The 12,059-nt window shown below is 65.7% G+C and carries 11 protein-coding genes; 6 read left to right on the forward strand and 5 right to left on the reverse strand.

Annotation, left to right across the window (positions count from 1 at the left end; translation table 11 throughout):
- Positions 1-53 precede the first annotated feature (53 nt).
- The 3 genes from GJ654_RS01530 to GJ654_RS01540 form a co-directional block, all read right to left on the reverse strand.
- Entirely contained in the window at positions 54-1,106 is a 1,053-nt protein-coding gene (locus GJ654_RS01530) for a glycosyltransferase (protein WP_155444322.1), read from the reverse strand.
- Between the two features lie 71 nt (positions 1,107-1,177).
- The gene (locus GJ654_RS01535) at positions 1,178-1,864 is read right to left on the reverse strand and encodes a fumarylacetoacetate hydrolase family protein (RefSeq protein ID WP_155444323.1); all 687 of its coding nucleotides are present in this window, start codon (positions 1,862-1,864) and stop codon (positions 1,178-1,180) included.
- Between the two features lie 4 nt (positions 1,865-1,868).
- Entirely contained in the window at positions 1,869-3,110 is a 1,242-nt protein-coding gene (locus tag GJ654_RS01540) for an MFS transporter (RefSeq protein WP_246664526.1), read from the reverse strand.
- 113 nt (positions 3,111-3,223) lie between these two features.
- Here GJ654_RS01540 and GJ654_RS01545 point away from each other — a divergent pair, with 113 nt between their 5' ends.
- Both GJ654_RS01545 and GJ654_RS01550 read left to right on the forward strand, forming a co-directional pair.
- Positions 3,224-4,843 (forward strand): FMN-binding glutamate synthase family protein, encoded by a 1,620-nt coding sequence (locus GJ654_RS01545; RefSeq protein WP_155444324.1) that lies wholly within the window; start codon positions 3,224-3,226, stop codon positions 4,841-4,843.
- A 125-nt stretch (positions 4,844-4,968) separates the two neighbouring features.
- Positions 4,969-5,760: a trypsin-like serine peptidase gene (locus tag GJ654_RS01550; RefSeq protein ID WP_155444325.1), complete on the forward strand. Its 792-nt coding sequence runs from the start codon at positions 4,969-4,971 to the stop codon at positions 5,758-5,760.
- An 11-nt stretch (positions 5,761-5,771) separates the two neighbouring features.
- Here GJ654_RS01550 and GJ654_RS01555 read toward each other — a convergent pair whose 3' ends face one another.
- Together GJ654_RS01555 and GJ654_RS01560 are read right to left on the reverse strand one after the other, a co-directional pair.
- The gene (locus tag GJ654_RS01555) at positions 5,772-6,305 is read right to left on the reverse strand and encodes a hypothetical protein (protein ID WP_155444326.1); all 534 of its coding nucleotides are present in this window, start codon (positions 6,303-6,305) and stop codon (positions 5,772-5,774) included.
- Between the two features lie 149 nt (positions 6,306-6,454).
- The gene (locus tag GJ654_RS01560) at positions 6,455-8,119 is read right to left on the reverse strand and encodes an electron transfer flavoprotein-ubiquinone oxidoreductase (protein WP_246664527.1); all 1,665 of its coding nucleotides are present in this window, start codon (positions 8,117-8,119) and stop codon (positions 6,455-6,457) included.
- 141 nt (positions 8,120-8,260) lie between these two features.
- Here GJ654_RS01560 and GJ654_RS01565 point away from each other — a divergent pair, with 141 nt between their 5' ends.
- The 4 genes from GJ654_RS01565 (at position 8,261) to GJ654_RS01580 (ending at position 12,052) form a co-directional block, all read left to right on the forward strand.
- Positions 8,261-9,112 carry a uracil-DNA glycosylase gene (locus GJ654_RS01565; protein ID WP_155444327.1) on the forward strand — a complete coding sequence of 284 codons (852 nt, stop codon included), beginning with the start codon at positions 8,261-8,263 and terminating at the stop codon, positions 9,110-9,112.
- On the forward strand, positions 9,096-9,719 hold the full coding sequence (locus GJ654_RS01570; protein ID WP_155444328.1) for a ribonuclease HII: 624 nt from the start codon (positions 9,096-9,098) through the stop codon (positions 9,717-9,719). The genes GJ654_RS01565 and GJ654_RS01570 overlap by 17 nt, the downstream gene beginning before the upstream one ends.
- Before the next feature lie 166 nt (positions 9,720-9,885).
- On the forward strand, positions 9,886-11,073 hold the full coding sequence (locus tag GJ654_RS01575; RefSeq protein WP_425540367.1) for a site-specific DNA-methyltransferase: 1,188 nt from the start codon (positions 9,886-9,888) through the stop codon (positions 11,071-11,073).
- A gap of 91 nt (positions 11,074-11,164) precedes the next feature.
- On the forward strand, positions 11,165-12,052 hold the full coding sequence (locus GJ654_RS01580) for a hypothetical protein (RefSeq protein WP_155444330.1): 888 nt from the start codon (positions 11,165-11,167) through the stop codon (positions 12,050-12,052).
- The last annotated feature ends 7 nt before the right edge of the window (positions 12,053-12,059 follow it).

Here is a 12,059-nt window from a genome sequence, read left to right on the forward strand (position 1 = left end):
TTGATCCAAGTATTCGCTTCAAAGATCACATGGCGGCGAAGCTTTTGTGACGATTAAACGGCCTCGGCGCAGGGGCGCCGCGCCCAGGACAGGTTTTGCGCCTGCGCGGATTCGCGTGCGGCGATCACATTTGCCAAAAACTGTTCCGCGCTCGCGCGCCAAGTGTAGCGCGAGGAAAGCGCGCGCGCCGCGGCGCGCGGGATGTCCAGGGCCGCCAGGCAGGCGGCGCGCAGGTCATTGGACAGAACGCCGGCGCCGCTGTCGCCGATGACGTCGGCTGGCCCTTGCACGGGGAAGGCGGCGACGGGAACGCCGCAGGCGAGCGCTTCCAGCAGCACAATGCCGAAAGTGTCGGTCAGGCTGGGAAAGACGAAGACGTCCGCGCTGGCGTAGAGGCGCGCCAGCTCCTCGCCGCGCTTCGTTCCCAGGAAATGCGCTTGCGGAAACGCTGTTTCGAGGCTCGCGCGCGCCGGGCCATCGCCAACGACCACCTTCGACCCCGGCAGATCGAGCGAGAGAAAAGCCTCGATGTTCTTCTCCGGCGCGACCCGGCCGACGTAGAGGAAAATGGGGCGCGGCAGGTCGAGCACGCTCTCGCGGGGATGAAACAGGTCCTGGTCGACGCCGCGCGACCAGATCATCGGTTTGCGAAAACCGCGCGCCTCCAGCTCGTCGGCGAGCCGCTGCGTCGAGGCCATCAGCCCCGCGCCGGCGTTGTGAAAACCGCGCAGCGCCGCGTAAGACAGCCCCATGGGGAAACGGGTGCGGGCATACAAATATTCGGGAAAGCGCGTGTGATAGCTGGTGGTGAAGATCACGTTGCGCATCAGGCACAGGCGGCGGGCCGTCAGGCCCAGCGGCCCCTCGGTGGCGATGTGGATGTGGTCCGGCGCGACCGCCTCGATGCGTTTTTCGACCTCCCAGGGGGAGGCGAGCGCCAGCCTGATCTCGCGATAGGTCGGCATCGGCGCGGTTGGAAAACCCTGAGGGGTCAGGAAATCCATGGTCGCGCCGATTTCTGGCATGGCGCGCGCCACCGCCTCGAGCGTGTGCACCACGCCGTTGACCTGGGGGCGCCAGGCGTCCGTGACGACGAGAATGCGCATCAGGCGGCTGCAAACGAATGTGTCTTCATGAAGAAGCTAGAAACACACTCATGTTGCGTCTGCGTGACAGGTCATACGATCCGCGTCGTCACCTCGCCGACGCCCTCGATCTCGCCGTTCAAGAAGTCGCCCGCCTCGACCGGGCCGACGCCGGCAGGGGTTCCCGAAAAAATCAGGTCGCCCGGCGCCAGCGCGACATGGGTCGAGAGGATGGCGATGATTTCGGAGACCGACCAGATCATGTCCGCGAGATCGCCTTGCTGGCGTGGGCTCCCGTTGACCGACAGGGCGATGCGCCCCTTGCCGACCTCGCCGCAGGCGCCTGCGGGGCGGATCAGGCCCAGCGGCGCGGAGCCATCAAACCCCTTGGCCATGTCCCAGGGGCGTCCGGCCTTCTTCGCCTCGGCTTGCAGGTCGCGGCGGGTCAGGTCGATGCCAGCGGCATAACCGAAAATCAGCGCCCTGGCGTTTTCGGGCGCCATATTCACGCCGCCGCTCGCCAATGCGACCACCAGTTCGATCTCGTGATGGAGATTCTTGGTCAAGCTGGGGTAGGGGGCATCCGCGCCGCTGGTGACGAGCGAATCGGCTGGCTTGGTGAAGAAGAACGGCGGATTGCGCTGGGGATCGCCGCCCATTTCGCGCGCGTGCTCCGCATAGTTCTGGCCGACACAAAAGATGCGTCGCACCGGAAACAGCCCGCCGCCGGCGACGGGCGCGGAAGGCTGGGGCGGCGGCGCGATGACAAAAGGACTCATGGATTCACTCCGCAGGCTGGGCGGCGGGCAAGGGCGCCTGGCGATCCGCGACCGGCAGGTTCAGCAGCGCGGAGATCACGCCGAGCGCGATCGACAGCAGCCAAACCGGCGTATACGAGCCCGTCGCCGCGCGCGCAAAACCGCCGAGCAGCACACCAAAAAATCCGCCGAGTTGATGGAGGAAAAAGGCGAAGCCGTAAAGCATCGACAGATTGCCGGCGCCGAACATGCGGCCGATCACCCCCGAGGTCGGCGGCACCGTCGACAGCCAAAGCATGCCCGTCACCGCCGCGAAGATCAGCGTGGTCTCCGAGGTCGCGGGCAGGGCGATGAAAATGGCGGTGGCGAGCGATCGGGCGAAATAGATGAAGGCGAGGATATACGGCCGCGAGACGAAACCGCCCAGCCAGCCCGAGAGCAGCGATCCGAAAATGTTGAAGACGCCGACCAGGGCGAAGGCCCAGGCGCCGAGCTCCGGGGAAAGCCCTGATTCCACGACGTAGCGCTGGAAATGCACGGTGATGAAGGCGAGCTGGAAGCCGCAGGTGAAGAAACCCAGGGACAGCAGCACATAGGATTTATGCGCCATCGCCCGGCGAAACACGGCGGTTTGCCCGCCGCTGGCCGAAAAATCGCCGGGCGGCGTTTTCAACACGAAGGCGAGCGGGACGATCAGCGCGGTGACGCCGGCGAAGATCACGCAGGTCGTCTCCCAGCCCATATTGGCGACGAGGCCGCCGGCGAGCGGCGAAAACAGGAACTGGCCGAACGAGCCCGCCGCCGTCGCCGCGCCGAACGCGTAGGACAGGCGTTTCGGCGGCAGCAGTTTGGCGAAGGCGCCGAGCACGAGATTGAACGAGGCGCCCGACAGGCCCAGGCCGATCAGCAGCCCCGCCGAAAGGTCGAACGTCAAGCCGGAAGGCGCCACGCTCATCAGCGCCAGCCCGAGCGCATAGAAAAGCCCGCCGACGATCAGGACGGGACGCGCGCCGAACCGGTCGGCCATGGCGCCGGCAAAAGGTTGTCCCAGACCCCAGAGCAGGTTCTGCAACGCCAAGGCGATGGCGAAATGTCCGGCGCCCCAATCGCGGCTGGCGAAGACCGGCAGTTGGAACACGCCCATCACCGAACGCGGCCCGAAGGAGATGAGGGCGATCAGGCAGCCGGCGGCGAAGACCAGAGCGGGCGGAATCTTTTTGGCCGTGTCGGACAGGTTCGGGCTCCTTGTCTTGAAACTTGCTTGCAAGATAGCGCGCTCGACGCAAGCCGTCCTTGCGCGGCTGCGAAACCGAGCCACCGTTTTCGCAAAAGTTACGCCTCCTATAGTGTAGCTTTCGTCGGATTCGCCGGGGGAGCGTCATGCCAGGACTTGTTGCGATCTTCGCGCCGCGCCATTGGGCGCTGCTGGTCAGCGTGTGCGGCCTGGGCTGGGCGTTCTGGCTGGCGCTGAATGCGGGCGGCGGCTGGCTTTGGCTTGTCGCCTTCTTCGGTTTCTTCAGCGCGCTCGGCGTCTATGACCTTGTCCAGACCCGGCATGCGGTGCTGCGCAATTATCCGATCCTGGCGCATCTGCGCTTCCTTCTCGAAGAGATGCGCCCGGAAATTCGCCAATATTTCTTCGAGAGCGAGACCGACGGCGCGCCGTTCTCGCGCGACCGCCGCGCCCTGGTTTACCAGCGCGCCAAGATGCAACTGGACAAGCGGCCGTTCGGCACCCACCTCGCGACCTATTCCGACGGCTACGAATGGCTGCTGCATTCCTTCGCGCCGCGCCCGCAGGCCGATCCGGATTTCCGCGTCAAGATTGGCGGACCCGATTGCGCCAAACCCTATTCGGCGTCGGTGTTCAACATTTCCGCCATGAGTTTTGGCGCGCTGAGCGCCAATGCGATCCGCGCGCTGAACGGCGGCGCCAAAGCGGGCGGTTTCGCCCATGACACCGGCGAGGGCTCGCTGTCGCCCTATCACGAGGAGCAGGGCGGCGACATCATCTGGGAGATCGGCTCGGGCTATTTTGGTTGCCGCACGCTCGACGGCGCTTTTTGTGCGGAAAAATTCGCGGCGACCGCGCAAAAACCGCAGATCAGAATGATCGAAATCAAGCTGAGCCAGGGGGCGAAGCCCGGCCATGGCGGGGTTTTGCCGGCGGCCAAGGTGACGCCGGAGATCGCCGGGATTCGCGGCGTGCCGCTCGGAAAAGATTGCGTGTCGCCGGCCGCCCACAGCGCCTTTTCGACGCCGCTGGAGCTGATCGCCTTCCTCGCCCGCCTGCGCGAACTGTCCGGCGGCAAGCCTGTCGGCATCAAATTCTGCCTGGGCCAGCCCGGCGAATTTCTGGCTCTGGTGAAAGCCATGCTGGAGCTGGGGACGGCGCCGGATTTTCTGGTCGTGGACGGCAAGGAGGGCGGCACCGGCGCGGCGCCGGAAGAATTCATGGACCATATGGGCACGCCGTTGCGCGAGGGCCTGAGTTTTGTTCACAACGCGCTGGTCGGCGCCGGCCTGCGCGACAGAATCCGCATCGGTTGCTCGGGAAAAATCACCACGGCCTTCGACATCGCCCGCGCCATGGCGCTCGGCGCGGATTGGTGCAATTCCGCGCGCGGCTTCATGTTCGCCGTGGGCTGCATCCAGTCGCTGGCTTGCCACACCGACTCCTGTCCGACCGGGGTCGCTACTCAGGACCCGTTGCGGGGCCGCGCGCTGGTGGTGCCCGACAAGATCGCGCGCGTCGCCAACTATCACCGCGCCACACTGCATTGTCTGGCCGAACTGGTGGCGGCGGCGGGGCTCGACCACCCCGGCGCCTTCACCCTCGACCAGTTCCGGCGGCGGGTGTCGGAGACCCGCGTGGCGAGTTTTTCGAATCTTTATCCGTCGCTGGAGCCCGGCGAATTTTTTCGCGGCGCGCGCGATCCGGATTTGCGCGCATTGTGGGAGGGAGCGAGCTCGAAAAGTTTTGGGGTCTCGCGGGGGTGACGTTAGGCTTCGGCAGCGCGGTTGTTGTGCAAGGCGACGCGCGGGAATAGCCTTCACAGGCTTTTTGTTTCGGCCGCGACGGACCCGATTTTTGCTTTGCAGGGCGCGGCGCAAGGGAGGCGATCATGGTCGCCATGCGTTGGCTTGCATGGTTGCTGTTTGCTGCCGGCAGCGCAGCTCTGACCTTCTCGCAGGGGGGCGCTCAACCCGCTCCCCAGCCGCAAGAGGGCGGCGTTCATTTCGGTGAAATCGGCGATCCCACCAAATGGCCGCTTTCCGCGATCGGGACGGTCCGGATCATCTGGGGAATCGGCTACAGCAAGCAATGCACGGGAACGCTGGTCGGACCCAGACTGGTGCTGACCGCGGCCCATTGCGTTCACATGAACGGAAAGGCGCTGCCGCCGGACCATGTCCATTTTCTCGCGGGACTGAACAAGGGCATGCCGGGCGCGCATTCGCTTGCCGCGCGTCTCGATGTGGCGCCCGGTTACATTGCGACGGAAGCGCCGACGGCCGCCGGCGCCGCGAATGACTGGGCGCTGATCACCCTTGAGGCGACGATCCCCGTCAAGCCGATCGCCGTCCAGGCGCTTGACGAATTCGCGTTTGCCGCCGTCGCCCGATCGGGCGCGGCGCTGCAGGTCGGCTACGGCAAGGACCGTCCCTATCTGCCGTCCGTGCGCCGCGAATGCGCCATCAAGCCGGGAGCGAACACGGGAACCTTCACCTTCGAGTGCCTGCTCAATTTCGGCTATTCCGGAGCGCCGATCCTCGCCGACGTCGCCGGCGAACCCGCCGTGATCGGGATCGGCACATTGGTCTATTTCGCCGCGGACAAGCGTCCCGTCATGGGTGTGGCGTGCTCATCGACGCAATTTTCCGCGCGCGTCGGCGAATTGCTCGGCGCTCGTTAGGCGGTCACGTATTACTTCTTGACGACCTGCGCGATACGGCTCGGCAGTTCCGGTTCGATCATGGCGGCGCGCTTGGCGTCCATGTCGCGCCGCAATCGCCCATGAACGAGATTGATCAGGCCCCGGCGCAAAAAGCCTGCGAGCATCATCGACAGGACGAGGGCCGGCACCGCCGCGCCCGCGACCAGAACCGCCAGCAGGAAGTCGTGAGTGCGGCCCTGGACCTGCGACAGCAGGCCGAATTTGGGCCCGAGCGCGTAGAGGGCCAGGCAGGCGCCGGCCAAGCCGATCACGCCGTTGACGATGGCGCCAAAACCGGTGTCGCGAAAGGCGAGGTGCGAGGAATAGCCGAACAGGAGGCCGAACACGACCAGCAGCAGCGCCATGAGGTCGCGCTGGTCCCCTTGCAGACCGTCGTAGCCGAGCAGGCTGACCAGTCCGTCGAAGCCGGGCAGGGACGAATTCTTGCCGTAGGCCTGCGCCAGAGCAGGCAGGCAGCCGGCCATGAAAAACGCGGGCGCGAACACTTGACGCGGGCTGAACATGGCTCGAGTCCTCCGGCGCCCACGCTCCGGTTTTCGGATCCGACAAGGCGCTGCGCCCGCGCGCGTTCGAACGCGCGCAAGCTTCAACCCACGCTAGGTCCGCGCGATTGAAATTTCGTTAAGTTCCGCCGCCCTTACGTCAGGCGCACTCACATGTTCGGATAGTTCGGGCCGCCGCCGCCCTCCGGCGTGGTCCAGGTGATGTTCTGCGCGGGGTCCTTGATGTCGCAGGTCTTGCAGTGCACGCAATTTTGCGCGTTGATGACGAAGCGCGGGTCGGCCTTGGTCGCCTCGTCGCCATAGACAATTTCGTACACCCCGGCCGGGCAATAGAGCCGCGCCGGCTCGCCGTAGAGCGGCAGGTTTTTTTCGACCGGGATCTTCGGATCCGCCAGCCGCAGATGGATCGGCTGGTCCTCCTCGTGATTGGTGTTGGAGAGGAAGACCGACGACAGCTTGTCGAAGGAAATGACGCCATCCGGCTTGGGATAGACGATCGGCGTCACCTCGCTCAGCAATTTCAGCGTCGCGTAATCCGGCTTGCCGTGGCTCATCGTGCCGAACAGGCTGAACCCGAACGTGTTGGTCCACATGTCGAGACCCGCGAGCGACATGCCGACAAAGGTCCCGTATTTCGACCACAGCGGCTTGGCGTTGCGCACCGGCTTCAAATCCTTGCCGATCGGGCCGTCGCGCCAGCCCGCGTCATAGGCCGACAATTCGTCATGGGCGCGCCCGGCGGCCACGGCCTGGGCCGCCGCCTCCGCCGCCTCGATGCCCGACAGCATGGCGTTATGCGTACCCTTGATGCGGGGCACGTTGATGAAGCCGGCCGCGCAGCCGAGCAGCGCGCCGCCCGGGAACGCGACCTTGGGAGCCGATTGCCAGCCGCCTTCGGTCAGGGCGCGGGCGCCATAGGCGATGCGCTTGCCGCCCACGAACGTGTTGCGGACGCTGGGGTGCTGCTTCCAGCGCTGGAACTCGTCGAACGGGGACAGCGTGGGGTTCTTGTAGTTCAGATGGAGGACGAAGCCGACCGCGACCTGGTTGTCCTCGATATGATAAAGGAAAGAGCCGCCGCCGGTATGGCTGTCGAGCGGCCAGCCGAACGAATGCTGCACGAGGCCCGGCCGGTGTTTTGCAGGGTCGATCTGCCACAGCTCCTTGATGCCGATGCCGTATTTCTGCGGTTCCTTGCCCGCGTCGAGATTGTATTTGGCGATGATCTGCTTGCTCAGCGAGCCGCGCGCGCCCTCGGCGAACAGGGTGTACTTGCCGCGCAGCTCCATGCCACGCGTAAACGAATCCTTCGGCTTGCCGTCGCGACCCACGCCCATGTCGCCGGTGGCGACGCCGACCACTTCGCCGGTGTCGCCATAGAGCAGTTCCGCCGCGGCGAAGCCGGGATAGATTTCGACGCCCAGCTCCTCCGCCTTCACGGCCAGCCAGCGGCAGAGATTGGCCAGCGAGCCGACGAAATTGCCGTGGTTGTTCAGCATCGGCGGCATCATGGCGTTGGGCAGCTTGTAGGCGCTGGTCTCGCCAAGGAAGTGGAACTGGTCTTCGTGGACCTGCACGGTGAGCGGCCGCGTGGCGTCTTCGCGCCAGCCCGGCAGCAGCTTGTCGAGGCCGATGGGATCGATGACGACGCCGGAGAGGATGTGCGCGCCGACTTCCGAGCCCTTTTCCACCACGACCACGGTGAAGTCGGGATTGATCTGTTTGAGTCGGATCGCGGCGGAAAGGCCGGCCGGGCCGCCGCCGACGACGACAACGTCATAATCCATGGACTCGCGAGGTTCGAGTTCGCTCATTTCCGCATCTCCCGCCAGATTGGCCTTTTGCAAATGTCTTAGCGGTTCGCGCGCGCCTGTCCACTGGTCGGATGGTGATCCCACGCGTTTTTTGCCGCAGTGCGAAATGGACGGCCCGTCGCGGAGCAGTTAGAAACGGCCATGATCGACCTGACGGCGCTCGACCGGGACGGCGCGGCGGCCTTGCTGCGCTTTTATCGCGACATTGGCGTTGAGACGCTGGTGGCGGAAACCCCGTTCGACCGTTTCGCGCAATCTCAAGCTGAATTTTCGCGGCCCAAGCCGCCGCCGCCCAAGCCGGTCGAAAAACCCCGCCCCGCGCCCATCGCGCCGCCCGTCAAACCTGCGGCGCCTGTCAGACCCGCCGCCGCGATGAGTCAGGACGCGGCCACCGCCAGCGCGCGCGAGCAGGCGGCGAACGCGCAAACCCTTGACGAATTGCGCGAAAAACTCGCCGCCTTCGACGGCTGCGCGCTGAAAAATTCCGCGACGCAACTGGTGTTTGCCGATGGCGCGCCCGATGCGCGGGTGATGCTTATTGGAGAGGGGCCGGGCGCGGACGAGGATCGGCAGGGAAAACCGTTCGTCGGGCGCGCTGGGCAGTTGCTGGACAAAATGCTTGCCGCCATCGGGCTCGACCGGACAAAGGTCTATATCGCCAATGTCGTGCCCTGGCGCCCGCCGGGCAACCGCACGCCGACCCCGCAGGAGCTCGCCCTGTGCCTGCCCTTCGTCCGCCGCCAGATCGAGCTGGTCGCCCCGGATTTTTTGGTGCTGCTCGGGGCCTGCGCGGCGCAGACGGTTTTAGACGAGAAAGAGGGGATCATGCGGCTGCGCGGCCACTGGCGCGATTACGCGTGCGGCGGCAAAACCATCCGCGCCCTGCCGATGCTGCATCCGGCCTATCTGCTGCGCGCGCCGCTCAAGAAAGCCGAGGCGTGGCGCGACCTGCGGGCGCTGAAAAAGGCCATCGACCATGTCGGCGCATTTTGAGGTCGAGCGCGATCTGATCGCGCAAGGTTTTGCATTGGTGGCCGGCATCGACGAGGTCGGGCGCGGCCCGCTCGCCGGCCCGGTCTGCGTCGCGGCGGTGATTCTCGACCCGGACAACCTGCCGAACGGGCTGGACGATTCGAAAAAGCTGTCGGCGAAGCGCAGGCGCGCGCTCGCCGAGGAGATTTATGCTTCGGCTTTGGCGATTTCCGTGGTGATGGCGCCGGCGGCGGAGGTGGACGCGCTCAACATAAGAGGCGCGACACTGGCCGCCATGGTCCGCGCCGCGCGCACATTGGCGCGGACGCCGGCTTTCGCCCTGATCGACGGGCGCGACGCGCCGGAATTGATCTGTCCGGCGCGCGCGCTGGTCAACGGCGACGCGATTTCGATGTCGATCGCCGCCGCCTCCATCGTCGCCAAGGTCGCTCGCGACAATCTGATGCAGCGGCTGGACCGGCTCTATCCCGTTTATGGATTCGCGGGGCACGCGGGCTACGGAACAGCGGCGCATCTGGCGGCGCTGAGGTTTTATGGCCCGTGCCCGGAACATCGCCGCTCCTTCGCCCCGGTGCGGGCGGTCGCGTCCCTGGATACCTGCCCGTAATGGCCGCAAGGCGAGGGCGCGCCGGACATGACCTTAGGTAAGCCTACGAAACTGTTAAGGCTTTCGTACGGAAAAGGGACACATCCCCGGCCGGTTTCTAAACTCCGTCTTTACCCTGGCGCGCCTAATCTCCGTTTGTCAGTCAGTCGCGTTCAGGTTCGAGTGCATGAGTATCCAACGCGCCGGGGCGGCCGGCTCCAGAGTCCAGAAACTGGTTTCGCGTACTGGACTTCAGCCGGTTCCTCGCCCTGGCGCGTTTGGCTCCATGGCGGCGGCGCCCGTCGATCAGATCCTCGTCGGCGACTGTATCCATAGCCTGCAAAGCTTGCCCGAAGCCAGCGTCGATCTGGTATTCGCCGATCCGCCTTACAATCTTCAGCTCGAAGGCGGTCTGACCCGTCCCGACCAAAGCGAAGTCGACGCGGTGGACGACGACTGGGACAAATTCGCCTCCTTCGCCGATTACGACCGTTTCACCCGTGACTGGCTGTCCGCCGCCCACCGGGCGATGAAGCCGGACGCGACCCTGTTCGTCATCGGCTCCTACCACAATATTTTTCGCGTCGGCGCGATCCTGCAGGATCTCGGCTTCTGGATTCTCAACGACATCGTCTGGCGCAAGGCCAACCCGATGCCCAATTTTCGTGGACGGCGTTTTACCAACGCCCACGAAACCCTGATCTGGGCGAGCAAGGGGGCGAACGCCAAGGGCTACACCTTCAATTATGAAGCCCTGAAGGCTGGCAACGAGGACTGCCAGCTGCGTTCCGACTGGTTTTTTCCGATCTGCACCGGCGCCGAACGGCTCAAGGACGCGAAGGGCAAGAAAGTCCATCCGACGCAGAAACCCGAAGCCCTGCTCGCCCGCGTGATGATGGCGGCGTCCAAACCCGGCGATGTCGTGCTCGATCCCTTCTTCGGCACCGGCACCACCGGCGCTGTGGCGAAAAGGCTGGGGCGCCGCTTCATCGGCTGTGAGCGCGATCCCGGCTATATCGCGGCGGCGCGCGAACGAATCGCCGCTGTCGAGCCGCTGCCGGAAGCGGCGTTCCACACACCGCTGCCCAAGCGCCAGGAAAAGCGCGTCGCCTTCGCCAGTCTGGTCGAGGCGGGGCTAATCGCCGCCGGCGCCGAACTGTTCGACGAAAAAAAGCGCTGGCGGGTGGTGGTTCGCGCCGACGGGGCCGTCGCGCTCGGCGACATTGTCGGCTCCATCCACAAGATCGGCGCGCTGGCGCAGGGCCTGCCCGCCTGCAACGGCTGGACGTTTTGGCGCTGCGTCGAAAACGGCGCGGAGATTTGCATCGACGATTTGCGCGCCCGCTATCGCGCCGCGGCGCCGGGCGAGGAGTGATCTCCTTTGTAAAGACGGCGAAATCTTCGCCTTAATAAAGTCTTTACCCTGTCGTTTCCAATCTGCGTCGGAATGAGCTAACGACGCACGAATGACCTATCTTCACCCGCCGCCCGGCGACGCCCCGGTGATCGTCACCAAGGACGTCGGCGGATATGTCGATCAATATGCCGCGATGACCCGTCTCTACGCCGAGACCGGGCGCGAGGTGCGGCTGCACGAATGCCGCTCCGCCTGCACGCTGGCGCTGAGCCTTCCCAATGTCTGCGTCTATCCGAGCAGCCTGCTGAAATTCCACAAGGCGTATAATCCGCTGAACAAAGAGGCCAACGACGAGGTCTCCGACCAGTTGATGGCCTCCTATCCCGCGGCGGTGCGCGAGCGGCTGGGCGATTTGACCCGCACCTACAAGGTTCTGACCGGCTCTGAACTGATTCGGCTGGGGATTCGCGACTGCAATCGGCCCGCCGGCCCCGCCTACGCCGTCGCCCGGGCGCGGCCAAAGCCCGGTGGAGCCGAGCCCGGTTTCTTGGGCAAGGTCGCCGAAATGTTTGCGCCGACTCCGACGGCGGTCCAGGTCGAACCCCGGCGCGTCCAGGTCGTCACCGCGCCGGTCAAGCCGGAGCCGCCGAAACCCGAGGCTGCGCCGCCCGCGCCCCAAGTTGCGCCGCCCGCGCCCCAAGTTGCGCCGCCCGAGGCCGCGCCGCCCACGCCCGAACCCACGTCGGAAGTCCCGCTGCCGCCGGCGCGTCCCGCCGATCTCAACGCGCCGCCCGCCCCGCCGCCGCCGCAACGGGTCGCGACTCCCGCGCCGCCGCCGCCTCCGCCGCCACCGCCCGAGGTCACCGCTCCGGCGCCGCCGCCTCGCCCGCCGGAGATCAAGGTCGCCGCCTGGAACCGGCGCATCGCCGGCTCCGCGCCAATCCTGATCACGACGCGCTTCACGCCGTTCTCCTATCGCCTGCTGCCGAAGGGGTGATTTCGCG

This window comes from Rhodoblastus acidophilus, from assembly GCF_009720655.1.
In the GTDB taxonomy this organism is placed as follows: domain Bacteria; phylum Pseudomonadota; class Alphaproteobacteria; order Rhizobiales; family Beijerinckiaceae; genus Rhodoblastus; species Rhodoblastus acidophilus_A.

Coding starts and splice junctions, on each gene's coding strand:
- GJ654_RS01530 (WP_155444322.1), bottom strand. CDS start 1,106: ATGCGCATTCTCGTCGTCACGGACGCCTGGCGCCCCCAGGTCAACGGC.
- GJ654_RS01545 (WP_155444324.1), top strand. CDS start 3,224: ATGCCAGGACTTGTTGCGATCTTCGCGCCGCGCCATTGGGCGCTGCTG.
- GJ654_RS01565 (WP_155444327.1), top strand. CDS start 8,261: ATGATCGACCTGACGGCGCTCGACCGGGACGGCGCGGCGGCCTTGCTG.
- GJ654_RS01550 (WP_155444325.1), top strand. CDS start 4,969: ATGGTCGCCATGCGTTGGCTTGCATGGTTGCTGTTTGCTGCCGGCAGC.
- GJ654_RS01535 (WP_155444323.1), bottom strand. CDS start 1,864: ATGAGTCCTTTTGTCATCGCGCCGCCGCCCCAGCCTTCCGCGCCCGTC.
- GJ654_RS01570 (WP_155444328.1), top strand. CDS start 9,096: ATGTCGGCGCATTTTGAGGTCGAGCGCGATCTGATCGCGCAAGGTTTT.
- GJ654_RS01575 (WP_425540367.1), top strand. CDS start 9,886: ATGAGTATCCAACGCGCCGGGGCGGCCGGCTCCAGAGTCCAGAAACTG.
- GJ654_RS01560 (WP_246664527.1), bottom strand. CDS start 8,119: ATGAGCGAACTCGAACCTCGCGAGTCCATGGATTATGACGTTGTCGTC.
- GJ654_RS01580 (WP_155444330.1), top strand. CDS start 11,165: ATGACCTATCTTCACCCGCCGCCCGGCGACGCCCCGGTGATCGTCACC.
- GJ654_RS01555 (WP_155444326.1), bottom strand. CDS start 6,305: ATGTTCAGCCCGCGTCAAGTGTTCGCGCCCGCGTTTTTCATGGCCGGC.